The sequence below is a fragment of the Pseudoalteromonas sp. SIMBA_162 genome, from assembly GCF_046535955.1.
Taxonomy (GTDB): domain Bacteria; phylum Pseudomonadota; class Gammaproteobacteria; order Enterobacterales; family Alteromonadaceae; genus Pseudoalteromonas; species Pseudoalteromonas marina.
In genome coordinates, this window is sequence record NZ_JAWJBQ010000003.1 from 139,640 (window position 1) to 155,091 (window position 15,452).

A 15,452-nucleotide genomic window follows, 5' to 3' on the forward strand; every position below is an offset into this window, starting at 1 on the left:
TAGCTGCACCCACTCGCCAATGAAGGCCCTATGAGCAACACTCTCTCTTTCAGCGAATACTTTTCGTATTTTAAAGATAAACGTTTAATTAATGTGTTTATTTTTGGTATTAGCAGTGGTTTTCCCTGGGTATTAATTGGCTCTGTAATGTCGGCATGGCTAAAGGATGAAGGCCTGAGCCGAAGCATGATAGGCTTATTTGGTATTGTATTTGGTGCCTACAGCATCAACTTTTTGTGGTCGCCCTTAATCGATCGTACAAAACTGCCTATTTTATATAAGTGGCTAGGCCAACGCCGTAGCTGGATATTGTTTTGCCAAAGCTTTATGTTTTTAGGCACATTACTTCTTGCTGGCCTTGACCTCAAAGCTAACTTGGCGATTGCTGCAGCACTGTGTTTATTAATTGCAATTGCATCTGCTACACAAGACATTGCGATAGACGCATTTAGAATAGATACCCTAAGCGAAAGTGAATCACACAAAGCAACGGCTGCCGCAGCCATGGCCACCTCAGGATGGTGGACAGGCTACGCGTTATTGGGTGCGATTCCATTTTATATGGCAGATATTCCTTCACTCGGTTGGCCACAAGTTTACTACTTTTTAGCTGCTGTAATATTGGTATTAATGGGAGGAGTGCTATTTGCTAAAGAGCCCGCCTCTAATAGAGAAGCCGTTCACGAAGAACTAGAACGTGTTTACATTGAAAAGCTTGCTACTATTAATCAAACACCTCTCAATAAAGTCGTTGCCTGGTTGGTTGTTACAGTAATTGACCCTTTTAGAACATTTTTTGCAAAGAACGGGGTTAAAACTGCACTCGCATTACTTGCTTTTATTTTCTTATTTAAAATTGGCGAAGCGTTTTTAGGACGAATGTCGATTGTTTTTTATAAAGAAATAGGTTTCAGCAATAGCGATATAGCTACTTTTTCAAAAGTTGGCACCGCAGTGCTCACCATTGCCTTTACCTTTGTAGGCAGCTTATTTAATCAAAAATATGGCATTGTGAAAGGGTTATTTGTTAGTGGTGTAGCCATGGCTGCATCTAATTTAGCTTTTTCTGCTATTGCATTAGTGGGCCCTAACTTAGGTTTATATGCTTTTGCTATAGTAATTGATGGCTTTACACAAGCATGGTCTCTCGTTGCTATGGTCGCGTTTATATCTATGCTATGTGACAGAGCGTTTAGTGCAACACATTATGCGTTGTTGGCGTCGCTGGGGAATTTAGGAAGAACATTGCTTTCGAGTTACAGTGGGGTTGTAATTGATGATTGGCTAATGGGAAATTGGTCGTTATTTTTTGTATTAACCGCTTTAATGGTGCTCCCCTCTTTACTATTTTTGTATGCAATAAGACACAAATTGTATGAGCTTGAGAAAAACTACCATAGTAGCTATTAAGCTTAATGCATCCATGCATTAATATTTTGCTTAGCACATTTAATATGCCCCTGAATGAACTAAGCAACACACTATTAATCTACTTTAAGCAGGCTTAGTGCTTCATGTGGGTCAACTTCTAGCGCTGTACAATAACGAACAAACTCAACTACATCTAAACGGCGTTCTTGATTTTCAATTTTGCCGATAAACGAGTGAGGCGTTCCAAGCACCTGTGCAAGGCTTCTCATTGTATGGCCTTTTTCATGGCGTTTGCTTTTAAGCCATGTTGTTAACTTAGCGTTCTCTTCTGAAGAAACAGTTTTCCCCATCATTTTACATCTCCTACTAGACGATTAGACAACACCACAAAAGCAGCAGTCGTTACCATAGCTGTAGGCAAGTAAGCAGTAACTTATGTTTTAAATAGCAATCTATCGCTTCTCAAAGCACTGGTTGCTACTCACTCCCACCCACATAGCTAAAAACGACGCTTAAAATGTGGTAAAAGGTTTTTGTTATTAGAATGAAATTTTGCCCGTCTCATTCTTGGATACATTATATACTATTAACACTTTGGTTAAATAGTTAATTGCTCGCCTTAGTCAAAATCAACCCCAGTGAACATTTACAAACACTGAATATTTCAGCTAAGTTATCAAAAACATTAAAAATAATATTTTTATTATAAAAATATAAATAGGCATTTTTATAACAAATTTATTTCATGTTAATGTTATTCGTTTAATATTAGGCAATAATCAACACAAAAAAGGTTACATAATGTTCAGGCTTCTTTTTTTATTACCGATTATTTTATGTGCAGGGTGGTACTTATTCTTGCGCTATAATGGCGTGCCAATTAAGCAAGGTAAAAAAGGGTTTATGTATATTTTAGTACTATCTGCATTTGTACTGGGCTTTTTTGTATTGATGATGCAGATCACAGAGTATGCCCCCTCTAATTTATAGGCATAAAAAAAGCCGCTAATGCGGCTTTTTTTATTAGTCTGTGTTTACACACTAAAACTTGCACCACAACCACATGTGGTTGTTGCGTTCGGGTTAGATACAAAAAAGCGTGCACCTTCTAAGCCCTCAGTATAGTCAACTACACCGTCAACTAAATATTGAATACTCATAGGGTCAACCACTAGCGTTACGCCATTTTTTACAATTTCTAAATCGCCAGGATTTGCTTTTTCATCAAAAGTAAAACCGTACTGAAAGCCAGAACATCCACCACCCGTTACGTAAACACGCAGTTTTAGTTCTGGGTTTTCTTCTTCATCGATTAATTGTTTAACACGAACAGCTGCTGCATCGCTAAACTGAATTGGTAATTCTTCTGACATTTTAAAACCCTCAATATCGTAATGGCGTGATTATCTAATACCCGAGTGTTTTAATCAAGTATAGTCAATTAACGCTTTGCTCTAAGTTATACCCATAAATACATTAAAAATGACTGTATATCGCTTATATTGACTGAAAAAAAACAGCACTTTAATATGCAACTAGTGGCATGTTAAACAAGTAATTATTTTAACTAAAAAAACTTCGTTTTATTATTTGCCATAAATAGCTAATTTAAGTTAATAATTTTATAAAATCACAAGGACTTAGTGGTTGGCTTTTGCTAAAATACAGCTGAAAAATGCACTGAGGAAAAAATGCATGTGGCTGGAGCAGCTCAGGCGTCGACTCGCACAACCTAAAACATCTGTACAATTATGCCTTTTAGGCGTAGTTGCTGGGTTAATTGCTGCATTTTTTATTATTTTATTCCGCTTAACAATTCTCTTTTTTCAAAGTTTATTTTTAGAAACCCCAGACGACTTTACAACCTTGCCAACTCTTGAACGTGTTTTAATGCCTTTAATTGCAGCATTTTTAATTGCGTCATTTGCCGCTTTTACTGGTTTCAAACATTATCGGTTAGGTATTCCATTCGTTATTCATCGTATTAAACGTCATTACGGGCAAATGCCTTTATACAATACACTCAACCAATTTGTTGGGGGGGCTTTGGCATTAATCAGTGGTTTTTCGGTTGGGCGAGAAGGCCCATCGGTACATATGGGAGCAACGGGCGCCAGTATTTTAGCCGATAAACTCCACTTACCCCACAATGCCATGCGTACATTAAGCGGCTGTGGTGTTGCTGCGGGTATTGCAGCATCCTTTAACACGCCTCTTGCCGCCGTTATTTTTGTTATGGAAGTCGTGTTAAGAGAGTACAAAGTTCATATTTTTGTCCCTATTATGCTTGCTGCAGTAACAGGTGCACTTGCTACTCAGTTCGTATTTGGGGGAGGGTCAGAACTTGCACTCATAACAATTGCTCCTTTGAGTGGTTGGCACTATCCATATTTAATTTTATGCGGTATGGCACTGGGCGCTATTGCATACAGCTTTAATCAAAACTTAATGTTAATTATTAAAACATTTAAACCTTTAAGTATGTTTCCTCGTTTACTCATTGCAGGTTGTATCGCAAGTTTAATTGCTTATGCCGTTCCCCAAGCAATGGGATCTGGCATGAGCGCGATAGCTATTGCGGTGGAGTCGCCAGATAATGTGCAATTACTCACCACTATTTTAATTGCTAAATTACTAGCAACTTTATTTGCTATAGGTTTGGGTATACCGGGAGGGTTAATTGGTCCTGTTATTGGGTTAGGTGTTTTAGTTGGGACTATGATGGCGTTTTTTGCTCAGTTTATTAGCCCTGGTACTGATATTGCCGGAACTTATGGTGTATTGGGCATGGCGGGGTTAATGGCCGCCACATTACATGCACCACTTGCAGCGTTAACAACAGTAATGGAGCTTACATCGTCGCCAGAAATAATTGTCCCAGCCATGCTTGTGATAACAACAGCTTATGTAACCGCATTACAAGTGTTTGGTAATCGCTCTATATTTTTGCAGCAACTTGATTTTCAGGGACTTCCCTATCATGTTTCCCCTGCCACAGAGGCGCTGCAAAAGGTGGGAATTATGGATGATATGGATGAAAACTTTAAATTGCTTTTTTCAAACGACAAAGAGCAAATAAAAAATACACTCGATGCCATGGACAGCCAAACGCCATTGATTGTGTTTGACGAAGAAAACGGGTATCGACTTGCAGAATACGATTTAAGCTTAATGTCTGATCAAGCAATCAACCTGAACTATGTAAACTTACAAGGTATTAGCAGTCAAGCAACGTTAGCTGATGCCTTTGATATACTAAAAGATAAGCGCAGTGGCGCTTTATATGTATACAACCTGTTAGATAATCAACAAATAATGGGGCTGTTACGTTGGGATCAAATTCATCATATTTTAACCATCCGTAACAGCTTACTATAAATAATAAGGGTTATTATGAGCGCATTACTGATTTATAAAACGCTGCATATATTTTTTATGATTGCATGGTTTGCAGGCATTTTTTACTTACCACGGTTATTTGTTTACCACGCAATGAGCCAAGAGCGTGCATGTAACTCTATGCTAAAAGTAATGGAACGCAGGCTCCTTTATTTTGTAACGCCATTTGCTATTTTAACGGCTGTTTTTGGTGTACTAACGATTGTGGAATATGGCCGTGAATGGTTTAAATACAGTATGTGGCTGCACTATAAACTAGTGCTAGTTATAATTTTATATTTATACCACGCGTACTGCTTTAAATTACTAGCCGACTTTAAACACGACAGAAATACTAAAACAGATCGTTTTTACCGAATTTTTAATGAATTACCTGTTATTGCATTACTTATTATAGTTGCACTGGCAGTAATTAAACCGAGCCTTTGAGTTATTTGGTATAAAAAATACCGCATTAATTACACACGACTTAAAATCTAATATGCGCGATTGCGTGCCCCATATTATGGATTATCGCGCCCTTTTGAAAAACTAGGAATAACCCCATGTTAAGTTTCCAAGGTGAACATATTCTGTCTGTTAATCAGTTAGACAGAGACTGCATTGAACGTATTTTTGCAGTAGCAAAAAAGATGGAGCCTTATGCTAAAAAGCAAAAGCAAACAACGGTGCTTGAGGGCGCCATTTTAGCTAATTTGTTTTTTGAACCCAGCACACGTACGCGCGTTAGTTTTGGTACCGCGTTTAACCTGCTTGGTGGAGGCGTGCGTGAAACAACAGGCATGCAAAGTTCAGCTCTTGCTAAAGGTGAATCTTTATACGATACAGCCCGTGTTATTTCAGCCTATGCAGACGCGGTAGCTATGCGCCACCCAGACGCAGGCTCGGTTAGTGAATTTGCCGAAGGCTGTACCGTACCTGTAATTAATGGAGGTGACGGCCCAAATGAACACCCCACTCAAGCACTGCTAGATTTACTTACTATTGAACGTGAATTACACCGCTTTGATCAAAACATTGATGGTATGCACATCGCTTTGGTTGGCGATTTAAAATACGGTCGAACTGTTCATTCGCTATCAAAACTATTGTGTCATTACAAAAACGTTAAATTTTCAATGGTGGCACCCGATGGCTTGCAAATGCCAACCAGTATTTTAGATGCAGTAGAAAATGCTGGTCATAAAATAGAACTAGTGAACAAAATGGAAGGTAACTTAGCGGCCGATATCGTGTATCAAACACGTATTCAAGAAGAACGCTTTCCATCTCAAGAAGAAGCAAATAAATACCGTGGCGGATTTAGAATTAGCCAGTCAATTTATAACGCTCACTGTAAGCCTAATTCAGTGCTTATGCATCCGCTTCCTCGTGATAGTCGTACTGAAGCTAACGAGCTTGATAACGACTTAAACAGCAACGACAATTTAGCTATATTTCGCCAAGTACAAAACGGCGTATTAATTCGTATGGCATTGTTTGCTTTGACACTCGGCGTAGAAAACAAAGTTGAGCAATATGAAGTAGACGTGCCTTGGTTTAGCCGTAAACGCGACAGCTAACCCTTTTTTAAGTGACAATTTATAGGATTTTTCATGACAATTAGCCAAGACTTATTTGAACGCGCTCAAACCTCTATTCCTGGTGGCGTAAACTCACCAGTGCGCGCTTTTAATGGCGTAGGTGGCACACCATTATTTATCACAAAAGCAGAAGGTGCATTCACCTTTGATGCCGATGGTAATCGCTATATCGATTACGTAGGTTCGTGGGGCCCAATGATCATGGGCCACAATCACCCTGCTATAAAAAAAGCGGTTCATGAAGCAGTTGAGAACGGCCTTAGCTATGGCGCGCCAACTGAAGCTGAAATTTTAATGGCTGAGAAAGTAAAAGCGCTTGTACCATCAATTGAAAAAGTACGCATGGTTAGCTCAGGTACCGAAGCAACTATGAGCGCAATTCGCCTAGCGCGTGGTTTTACTAATCGTGACAAAATTCTTAAATTTGAAGGCTGTTACCACGGCCATGCCGACTCACTTTTAGTTAAAGCGGGCTCAGGTGCATTAACTATGGGCGTGCCTAATTCACCAGGTATTCCTGAAGACTTTGCTAAACACACATTAACAGTATCGTTTAATAACATTGAAGAAGTGAAAGCTATTTTTGAAAAATACGCTGACGAAATTGCCTGTATTATCGTTGAACCGGTAGCGGGTAACATGAACTGTATTCCACCTGTTGAAGGCTTTTTAGAGGGCCTGCGCGCAGTATGTGATGAATACAAATCGGTGCTTATATTTGATGAAGTAATGACCGGTTTTCGTGTAGCTCTTGGTGGTGCACAAGCGTATTACAACATAAAACCTGACCTAACATGTTTAGGTAAAGTAATAGGCGGCGGCATGCCGGTAGGCGCATTTGGCGGCAAAACTGAAATTATGGATTACATTGCTCCTGTTGGCCCAGTATATCAAGCCGGAACACTGTCTGGTAATCCAATAGCTATGGCTGCAGGTTTAAAATCATTAGAGCTATTAAGTGAGCCTGGATTACACGACAAACTAGAAGCTATTTCAAAAGCAATATGTGAAGGCTTTGAAGCAGGCGCAAAAAAAGCAGGTATCGCACTTACAACAAACTACGCGGGCGGCATGTATGGCTTTTTCTTTACTGATGCTGAAAAGGTAACCACATACAAACAAGCGACTGAGTGTGACCTAGAGCGTTTTAAACGCTTTTTCCATCTTATGCTTGAAGAAGGCGTATACCTTGCGCCATCAGCATTTGAAGCTGGTTTTGTATGTGCTGCGCACACGGAACAGGAAGTACAAGAAACTATAGCTGCAGCAGAGCGCTGTTTCGCAAAACTTTAATCGCAAGCATTGCCTAAACGGGGTTTATATACCTACTTTTAAAACAGGCAATCAATACTAAAGATTGAAAAAGCCCTTTAAGGGCTTTTTTTATTTGTAAATATATATAATTGAATGATAATTAAGCATAACAAGGTCTACTTATTTTCACCCTACTTTATTAAATACAAGAGAGTCTTATGTCTGGATTACGGCAGTTAGCTGCGCCTGCAATGCGCTTAATGGCGAATCTAAAATACAAAACTAAAATAAGCATCACGTTTGGCATTCTCTTGATCCCACTAGCACTAAGCATGTTTTTTTTGGTGTCGTTATTGAGTAAAAGTATTGATGTGTCGAAAATGGAACAGCAAGGTTTAAAAGGCTATCGGGCAATACTTACCAATCAAATACAAGGGACAACCGATAAAAATATAGATGTGGCACGCTCGCTGGGCTTTAAAATTAAAGACAGCGAAGTAGACGATGTCCTTGAACTTATGTCTATTCAATCTAACTTAGCGCTAGATAGCGAACTTGCCAGCGCCTATTTAAATCGTGCATTGGTAACCCGTGTCCCTGCTTTTATCACTCAAATAAACCTAACTGCCGTGAGCGCAAATACAGTACTGAACAATAACCAATTTACACCAGATACCTTTATTGCACTTTCAAACCTAAGTAAATCGTTACCCCAATTTGAGCAGCAACTTTTAAAAACACTAGCTATTGCAACGTCAGCGGATAAATCGGTAAATAAAGCGCTTTCTCCCACTTTAAATGAACTACAAAAATCAGTCTCAGCATTTAAGAACGCGATAGATAAAAAGCTACTAGAACCCGACGATATAGAGTTAACTCAGCGTGAATTTTCAGCACTCACTGACGAGGTTCAAAAAAATATTAGCACTTTAATCAACATCAGTATTCCAACTCTAGAATCCTTAATTAGTAATAAAATACAAACCCAGCAGTGGACCCGAAACACCGTATTAGTTGCCTCAATAGTGAGTTTATTATTTGCACTTTATTTAATGGTTGGGTTTTATTTTGCAGTCGTTGATACCATAAGTCGCTTCACTAAAGCAGCCACTAAAGCGGCTAACGGTGACTTAAAAGCAACCCTTAACTCAATCGGGAATGACGAAATGAGCGTTATTGCTGAGCAATACAACGCCCTACTCAATGCCTTTTCACATCTACTTTCAGATGTTAAAGCCAGCACCAAAGAGTTATGCGATGCCACTCAGTCTCTTTCGCATGCCAGCAGTCAAACCAGTGACGACGTAATAAAACAGCAAACACGGGTAAATGCAATTAGCCATGCATTAAGCGATATGGCGCAAACTGCACATACAATTGAAGAATCGGCTCATCAAGCAACCCTCACCGCTCAAAATGCCGCAGAGCATGTAAAAGAAGGGTCGAGCAATACCATGGAGCTTGCTCAATATATGCAAGATTTAAAAATGGAGTTTACCGAAAGCCAACAAGCACTCGACCGACTAGCCCAAGATAGCCAAGAAATAAGCAAAGTCAGTAAAGGGATCAGTGAAATTGCCGACCAAACAAACTTATTAGCGCTAAATGCAGCAATTGAAGCGGCCAGAGCCGGTGAACACGGACGAGGTTTTGCGGTAGTCGCAGATGAGGTAAGAACACTTGCGTTACGTACTCAAACACAAACACAAGAAATTCACCAAATTATCAGCTCTCTGCAAAAAGCATCTGACGATACACAAGTTAAAATGCGTTCAAGCGTTGAAAAAATGGAGTTATCTGTTGAAGCCGCAAACCAAACAAATACGGTACTGCAAAGTGCGGAAAGTAGTATGGGTGATATAAAGCATCAAGGCGAGGTAATCGCTGAACGAGTTAAACAACAAGCCAATGCGACAACTCAGGCTCTAAATGACTCGCAAGAAGTTAATAACTTGGCTGACCATACACTCGTCTCAGCACAATCAACGCTGCAAGACGCGGAGCAGCTCTCACGCTTATCGAACGACTTAACAACGTCAATGCGCTTTTTTAAATCTTAGTTATTAATATCTATAAACAACACAGCCGCTAAATAGCGGCTGTGTTGTTTGGGTTGTCATTTTATACAGCGCGGCCTTGGCTCAAATTCACTCACTCTTAATGGAAGCTGTATCACTTTGCCACATCCTGGCGGAGCTTGTTTACCTGTGTGTTCGTTTACAAAAGCCCAACGAATTGAAGTTGGACGAGTATCAGCAATAGCTTGTGGGTTAAGTGGTTTTAAATAACGAATATAAGCCTCAAGTGCCCCTACGCTGCCAGTTAAACCTGTGCTTTTATTATCATCGCGGCCAAGCCATGCAACAGTTACCGTATTTTGATCAAATCCAGCAAACCAGCTGTCGCGCAAATCGTTGCTGGTGCCTGTTTTGCCAGCTAATTGAATAGACGGAAAGTGTAAGTTTAACCGCCTTGCTGTCCCGTCTTTTGTTACACGCTTCATTGCATATTTGGTCATGTACACAGAAGCTTCATCAAAACGAGGCTCTGCACTCACCTGATGTTTATATAGCACGTTACCTACCGAGTCGGTAAGTGCTGATATAGACGTCAACTTCTTATATTCGCCATCATTTGCTATGGTGGTGTAAAGCTGGGCAACATCAAAACTAGATAACTCTAAAGCACCTAAGAGTAAAGACGGGTATTCATCTATTTGATCTTCCACTCCGAGTGATTTAAGCGTGTTTGCAACTTTATCCACTCCTATATCTAAGCCTAAATTAACAGCAGGTATATTAATACTATTACTAAATGCTTGATAAAGCGGGATTGCACCACGGTATTGGCGATCAAAATTTTCAGGCTGCCATACATTACCTTCTTCGTTTGTTACCTGTAACGGCGAATCATCAAGTAATGTGGCTAAATTATAATTTGATGATTGTAGTGCCGTTAAATAAACTGCGGGCTTAACCAAGGACCCTATATTTCTTTTTGTATCCAGTACTCTATTAAAGCCTGAATATCGAACGTCACGCCCTGCTACAAGGGCCGATACGCCACCTTTATCTGAATTCACAGAGATCATAGCAACTTCAAGCTTATCTGTTTTAGGGCGTTTCTCTAAATACGGTAAGCTTTTCTCAACCGAATTTTCCATTGCTGTTTGTTTTTGTAAATCAAAGTAAGTAAACACCCTAACCCCAGCATCTAGTATTTGCTGGTCGGGTAGTAATTTATTTAATTCACGGTTCACCAGTTCTAAATACCCTGGGTATGATTTTTGTAAACTTTCTTTCATTGGCGCAATATCTATTGAGCGCTTAAGGGATGCTCGGTATTCTTTTGTGCTTATTAATTTATTTTCCACCATGAGGCGAAGTACTAAATCGCGACGCTCCATAGTGCGCTCTTTGTAGCGGCGAGGATTGTAATAAGACGGCCCTTTCACCATAGCTACTAGCAACGCTATTTGGTCGTATTCAAGCTCATCTACTGGTTTTGAAAAATAAAACTCAGACGCCAAGCCCATGCCATGCACGCCTTGGTTATAAGATTGACCTAAATAAACCTCGTTTAAGTAGGCCTCTAATATTTGGTCTTTTGAGTAACGATAATCAAGAATAAGCGCAATAAACGCCTCATTGATTTTTCGCAGCAGCGAACGTTCACGGGTTAAATATATATTTTTAGCGAGTTGCTGCGTTAATGTACTACCGCCTTGGACTGTTCGCCCTGCTCTAATATTGGTATACAAAGCGCGTAAAATAGAAAAAACAGAGACACCGTGGTGCTCATAAAAATTACGGTCTTCCACTACTAGCAAAGTGTCTTTTAACATAGCAGGGAACTTATCAAGGGGAACAAATTCCCTATCTTGCTTCGAATCGTTACCAATGCGGGCTATTTGAACAGGCTCTAATCGAGCGTTGTTCAAGCGCCTACCAAATTTATCTTTTACAGAGGCTACCTTTTGCCCTGCAAAACGCAGTTCAACAACCTTAGACTCCTCCAGCCCATCATAAAATTCAAACTCACGCCGATAAATTTTAATGCTATCGGCCGTTTTTACGTATTGGCCGGTCCGGCTGAGCCTATTAACAGATGAATAATTTAGACGTTCGAGTTCAAATTCCACTTCTTGACTTGATAAGAATTGCCCTGGGTAAAACTGCATTGCACGCGCATACACTTGAGCGGGGAGTTGCCATTTATTTCCTTCAAATACACGTGTGGTTTTTGAATCTAAATAAATAATGTACATGGCCATAGCAATAAAAACAGCCAAACTCAGCTTCCAAAAAACTGACCATGTTTTTCTCATAAATGAGCGTTTAACAACAGTAGTTGCCGTTTTTTTTGTAGATTTGGGTTTAGCTTTACGTGGCGAACTGCTTGCTTTCGTTGCACGTTTAGAAGGTGTTTTACTACTAGGTGTTTTTTTATTATCAGCCATGTAAGTGTAATGTGTTCCAACGGTTTATTTACAAAGGGGAGCTTAGCATATTGGCCATAACCCTAACACCTGAAAAATTAACCTTCCCTGAAACGAAAAAAGCTCTACCTAAAGTAGAGCTTTGATGAACACACTATATAAATTTAGTTATTACGAACAGATACAAACTCAGGGTAAGCTTCTACACCACAGTCGTGCTGATCCATACCGTTTAGCTCTTCTTCTTCTGTAACACGTATACCCATTGTGTATTTTAATATAGCCCACACAATAAGTGATGCTACAAAAACAAATGCCAAGATAGTTACTAAACCGATTAACTGATTGATAACGCTTGCATCACCGTTTGAAAGTGGAACCAGCATAATACCTAATGCACCACATACACCGTGTACAGAAATAGCACCTACTGGGTCATCAATCTTAATTTTATCTAAAGCTATAATGCTAAATACAACTAATGAACCACCTAGTAAGCCTAGTAAACAAGCCATTAATGGAGAAGGTGAAAGAGGGTCTGCGGTAATAACAACTAAGCCCGCTAACGCACCGTTAAGTACCATTGTTAAATCTGCTTTGCCCCATAATACTTTACATACAAATAGTGCTGCAATTGCACCCATTGCCGCAGCCGCGTTAGTGTTAAGTAAGATTTGACCTACAGCCGTTGCGTTTTCTTTATCAGATAGTAATAACTGCGAACCACCGTTAAAACCAAACCAACCCATCCACAAAATAAATGTACCTAAAGTAGCAAGCGGTAAGTTAGAACCTGGAATTGGGTAAACTTCACCATTTTTACCGTATTTACCTTTACGGGCACCTAGTAAAATTACACCAGCGAGTGCTGCTGCTGCACCTGCCCCATGAACAATGGCAGAACCTGCAAAATCAACAAAACCCATTTCAGACAAGAAACCACCGCCCCATGTCCAGTAACCTTCCATTGGGTAGATAAAGCCAGTTAAAACAACAGTAAATGCTAAGAAAGCCCATAGCTTCATTCGTTCAGCAACCGCACCCGATACAATTGACATGGCTGTTGCAACGAAAACTACTTGGAAGAAAAAATCAGACTCTAAAGAGTGGTCGGCATCAGCTGCTTGCGTACCAATTAACGCACCCAGTGATGGCATGATTCCGCCCTCAGCGTTGTCTACATACATGATGTTGTAGCCAACTAACAAAAACATGGTACATGCTATTGAATAAAGCGCGATGTTTTTAGTTAAAATTTCAGTGGTGTTTTTAGAGCGAACTAAGCCTGCTTCCAACATGGCAAAACCTGCTGCCATCCACATTACCAATATACCCGATATTAAAAAGTAAAATGTATCGAGTGAAAATTTAAGTTCTACGATTGTATTTTCCATAAGCCCCTCTTAAATTGCCTCTTCGTCAAGTTCGCCAGTACGGATACGAACAATTTGATCTAAGTCGTACACAAAAATTTTGCCGTCACCAATTTTGCCTGTTGATGCAATTTTAGTGATAGCTTCAACTACGCGTTGGCAATTTTCTGTACGAGTTGCAATTTCAAGTTTGATCTTTGGAATAAAATCGACTTGGTACTCTGCACCACGATATAACTCTGTATGACCTCGTTGACGTCCAAAACCTTTAACATCAACTACAGTCATCCCCTCAATTCCTAAATCAGCGAGTGCTTCACGCACATCATCTAATTTAAATGGTTTTATGATTGCACTAATCATTTTCATAGCGGCCCCCTCGGACTCTTTATTGTTATCCTGTTGGGTTACATAATCCAACCTTTGTGCCACTATTTAATCTAATTTAAAAACAACAACTTAATTAATACACTTTGCTTTACCACAAAAAAAACGCACCATTTAGGTGCGATTTTTTAACAACTTAGCTACATTGGTGCACATGTCACACTGCACCAAAATTTAACACGTATTTATCCTATGCAATTTCTACCTTTACTTTTTGCTTCATATAACGCCTTGTCGGCAACACGCATCGCATCTTTTAAATTGGTATTTTGAAACTCTGCAAGCCCAATACTCGCTGTTATCGTGCATGGCTTGTCACTGATAGAAAAATCGTAACTCGCCATTTTTTTTCTAAATGCTTCAAGGTACTCGTGAGCTCTCGCTAAATCTATGTCAGGTAACACAATGGCAAACTCTTCTCCACCGACTCTTGCTACCGTAAATTTTGCAAAGGTTGAGCGAATAAGTGAGCCAACCTGTTTAAGCGCCTGATCGCCCCCTTCGTGACCAAATGTATCGTTTATACTTTTGAAAAAGTCCACGTCGAGTAAAGCAAGCGTATTATTTTGATTTTTATTTTTTAATAACTTTTCAGCATATTGATAAAAATAACGTCGATTGTATAAACCGGTTAAGTGATCTCTAAAAGCACTTTCTTTGATATCTGCAATCAGTGATAACTGCTCCATTGTTTGCAACACCCTGCAATGAAACTCTTCATTCATAAAGGGTTTAGTCAAAAAGTCGTTTGCGCCATATTTTATAAAGCGTGCTGATAAACCGTGCTTGCCCGCTCCAGATAAACCAATTACAGCTAAATCGTCTCGTCCTCTAAAATTACGAACTGCTTTAACTAGTTCAAAACCATCCATTGTTGGCATGGCGTAATCGGTCATAAGCAGCTTTATGTCTGGATCAGCTTTTAATATTTCAAGTGCTTGCTGCCCGTCATTCGCGGTGCTTACATCAAACAATTGCTTTTCGAGCATTTGCTTCATTAACGAACGACTCAACATAGAATCGTCCGCAATTAATGCCTTACAACCTTGGTTTCTTAAAAGTTGAGAAACCAACTTAACGGCATAATGATAAGAATCACGGTTATCTTTTATAACGTAATCTACCACACCATCTTCTAGCATTTGCTGACGTTTGTACTCGTCTATTTTTGATGTAAGCACAACCGTAGGAATTGCTTTAGAAAGCGTATATTTGGCAACTTCGCCATTTGGGGCATCGGGGAGAGTCAGGTCAACAAGCGCTAATGAATAGTCGAACTTTTCTACGTGATCCTGACATTCAGCTAATGACCAGGCAAAATCGACGGCAACATCTAAATACTGGGCAGTTAAGTGGCGTAAAACCTGTTGGACTACTTTACTGTCTTCAACCACTAATACTCTTTGCATAGACCTTCTCTTTGTTCTCATTATTTTTGCAGCATCTGCTGCAAATACAAAATAATAAAACTTACTGGTACCACACTTTAAGCAGCAAAAATAAGTAAATAAAAAACATCCCAGAGTCATTGTTATTTAACACTTTAAATATTAAAGCACATTCCATTTACCAGCTTGTAAATCAATAACCGTAATAAAAACAAACTTGCTGGCAAATATACCCGATTTTAATTCTTAGCTAAATAAT

At 39.6% G+C, this 15,452-nt stretch carries 13 protein-coding genes; 7 read left to right on the forward strand and 6 right to left on the reverse strand.

Translation table 11 applies throughout. The annotated features are described in order from the left end of the window. Nucleotides 1-30 precede the first annotated feature (30 nt). Nucleotides 31-1,410 carry an AmpG family muropeptide MFS transporter gene (locus tag R0J88_RS03450; protein WP_006791501.1) on the forward strand — a complete coding sequence of 460 codons (1,380 nt, stop codon included), beginning with the start codon at nucleotides 31-33 and terminating at the stop codon, nucleotides 1,408-1,410. A gap of 74 nt (nucleotides 1,411-1,484) precedes the next feature. Here R0J88_RS03450 and R0J88_RS03455 read toward each other — a convergent pair whose 3' ends face one another. After that, nucleotides 1,485-1,724, reverse strand: coding sequence for a helix-turn-helix domain-containing protein (locus R0J88_RS03455; RefSeq protein WP_006791502.1), 240 nt, complete (start codon nucleotides 1,722-1,724; stop codon nucleotides 1,485-1,487). A gap of 448 nt (nucleotides 1,725-2,172) precedes the next feature. Here R0J88_RS03455 and R0J88_RS03460 point away from each other — a divergent pair, with 448 nt between their 5' ends. Next, complete coding sequence (locus R0J88_RS03460; protein WP_410899085.1) at nucleotides 2,173-2,361, forward strand: hypothetical protein; 189 nt, start codon at nucleotides 2,173-2,175, stop codon at nucleotides 2,359-2,361. Nucleotides 2,362-2,405: 44 nt separating this feature from the next. Here the strand turns inward: R0J88_RS03460 and erpA are convergent, their stop codons facing one another. Next, on the reverse strand, nucleotides 2,406-2,744 hold the full coding sequence (erpA, locus tag R0J88_RS03465; RefSeq protein ID WP_006791504.1) for an iron-sulfur cluster insertion protein ErpA: 339 nt from the start codon (nucleotides 2,742-2,744) through the stop codon (nucleotides 2,406-2,408). A 322-nt stretch (nucleotides 2,745-3,066) separates the two neighbouring features. Between erpA and R0J88_RS03470 the strand changes: the two genes are divergently transcribed. From R0J88_RS03470 to R0J88_RS03490, 5 genes are all read left to right on the forward strand, one after another. Further along, complete coding sequence (locus tag R0J88_RS03470) at nucleotides 3,067-4,749, forward strand: chloride channel protein (protein WP_006791505.1); 1,683 nt, start codon at nucleotides 3,067-3,069, stop codon at nucleotides 4,747-4,749. A gap of 15 nt (nucleotides 4,750-4,764) precedes the next feature. Beyond that, nucleotides 4,765-5,199, forward strand: coding sequence for a CopD family protein (locus tag R0J88_RS03475; protein WP_006791506.1), 435 nt, complete (start codon nucleotides 4,765-4,767; stop codon nucleotides 5,197-5,199). Nucleotides 5,200-5,315: 116 nt separating this feature from the next. Then, nucleotides 5,316-6,332: an aspartate carbamoyltransferase gene (locus R0J88_RS03480; protein ID WP_006791507.1), complete on the forward strand. Its 1,017-nt coding sequence runs from the start codon at nucleotides 5,316-5,318 to the stop codon at nucleotides 6,330-6,332. Nucleotides 6,333-6,365: 33 nt separating this feature from the next. Then, nucleotides 6,366-7,646 carry a glutamate-1-semialdehyde 2,1-aminomutase gene (gene hemL / locus R0J88_RS03485; protein WP_006791508.1) on the forward strand — a complete coding sequence of 427 codons (1,281 nt, stop codon included), beginning with the start codon at nucleotides 6,366-6,368 and terminating at the stop codon, nucleotides 7,644-7,646. Nucleotides 7,647-7,825: 179 nt separating this feature from the next. Further along, nucleotides 7,826-9,667, forward strand: coding sequence for a methyl-accepting chemotaxis protein (locus R0J88_RS03490; protein WP_410899086.1), 1,842 nt, complete (start codon nucleotides 7,826-7,828; stop codon nucleotides 9,665-9,667). Nucleotides 9,668-9,723: 56 nt separating this feature from the next. Here R0J88_RS03490 and mrcB read toward each other — a convergent pair whose 3' ends face one another. From mrcB to R0J88_RS03510, 4 genes are all read right to left on the reverse strand, one after another. Beyond that, nucleotides 9,724-12,066, reverse strand: a complete 2,343-nt coding sequence (gene mrcB, locus R0J88_RS03495) for a penicillin-binding protein 1B (protein ID WP_410899087.1) — start codon at nucleotides 12,064-12,066, stop codon at nucleotides 9,724-9,726. A gap of 143 nt (nucleotides 12,067-12,209) precedes the next feature. Further along, nucleotides 12,210-13,439, reverse strand: a complete 1,230-nt coding sequence (locus tag R0J88_RS03500; RefSeq protein ID WP_006791512.1) for an ammonium transporter — start codon at nucleotides 13,437-13,439, stop codon at nucleotides 12,210-12,212. A gap of 9 nt (nucleotides 13,440-13,448) precedes the next feature. Then, nucleotides 13,449-13,787 carry a P-II family nitrogen regulator gene (locus R0J88_RS03505; protein WP_004587162.1) on the reverse strand — a complete coding sequence of 113 codons (339 nt, stop codon included), beginning with the start codon at nucleotides 13,785-13,787 and terminating at the stop codon, nucleotides 13,449-13,451. A gap of 203 nt (nucleotides 13,788-13,990) precedes the next feature. Continuing rightward, complete coding sequence (locus R0J88_RS03510) at nucleotides 13,991-15,214, reverse strand: diguanylate cyclase domain-containing protein (RefSeq protein WP_410899088.1); 1,224 nt, start codon at nucleotides 15,212-15,214, stop codon at nucleotides 13,991-13,993. Nucleotides 15,215-15,452 lie beyond the last annotated feature (238 nt).

Bases quoted from the DNA above. Each gene is read 5' to 3' on its own strand.
- R0J88_RS03450 (WP_006791501.1), top strand. From the start codon at position 31: ATGAGCAACACTCTCTCTTTCAGCGAATACTTTTCGTATTTTAAAGAT.
- R0J88_RS03505 (WP_004587162.1), bottom strand. From the start codon at position 13,787: ATGAAAATGATTAGTGCAATCATAAAACCATTTAAATTAGATGATGTG.
- hemL (WP_006791508.1), top strand. From the start codon at position 6,366: ATGACAATTAGCCAAGACTTATTTGAACGCGCTCAAACCTCTATTCCT.
- R0J88_RS03510 (WP_410899088.1), bottom strand. From the start codon at position 15,214: ATGCAAAGAGTATTAGTGGTTGAAGACAGTAAAGTAGTCCAACAGGTT.
- R0J88_RS03455 (WP_006791502.1), bottom strand. From the start codon at position 1,724: ATGATGGGGAAAACTGTTTCTTCAGAAGAGAACGCTAAGTTAACAACA.
- R0J88_RS03480 (WP_006791507.1), top strand. From the start codon at position 5,316: ATGTTAAGTTTCCAAGGTGAACATATTCTGTCTGTTAATCAGTTAGAC.
- R0J88_RS03470 (WP_006791505.1), top strand. From the start codon at position 3,067: ATGTGGCTGGAGCAGCTCAGGCGTCGACTCGCACAACCTAAAACATCT.
- R0J88_RS03500 (WP_006791512.1), bottom strand. From the start codon at position 13,439: ATGGAAAATACAATCGTAGAACTTAAATTTTCACTCGATACATTTTAC.
- mrcB (WP_410899087.1), bottom strand. From the start codon at position 12,066: ATGGCTGATAATAAAAAAACACCTAGTAGTAAAACACCTTCTAAACGT.
- erpA (WP_006791504.1), bottom strand. From the start codon at position 2,744: ATGTCAGAAGAATTACCAATTCAGTTTAGCGATGCAGCAGCTGTTCGT.
- R0J88_RS03490 (WP_410899086.1), top strand. From the start codon at position 7,826: ATGTCTGGATTACGGCAGTTAGCTGCGCCTGCAATGCGCTTAATGGCG.
- R0J88_RS03475 (WP_006791506.1), top strand. From the start codon at position 4,765: ATGAGCGCATTACTGATTTATAAAACGCTGCATATATTTTTTATGATT.
- R0J88_RS03460 (WP_410899085.1), top strand. From the start codon at position 2,173: ATGTTCAGGCTTCTTTTTTTATTACCGATTATTTTATGTGCAGGGTGG.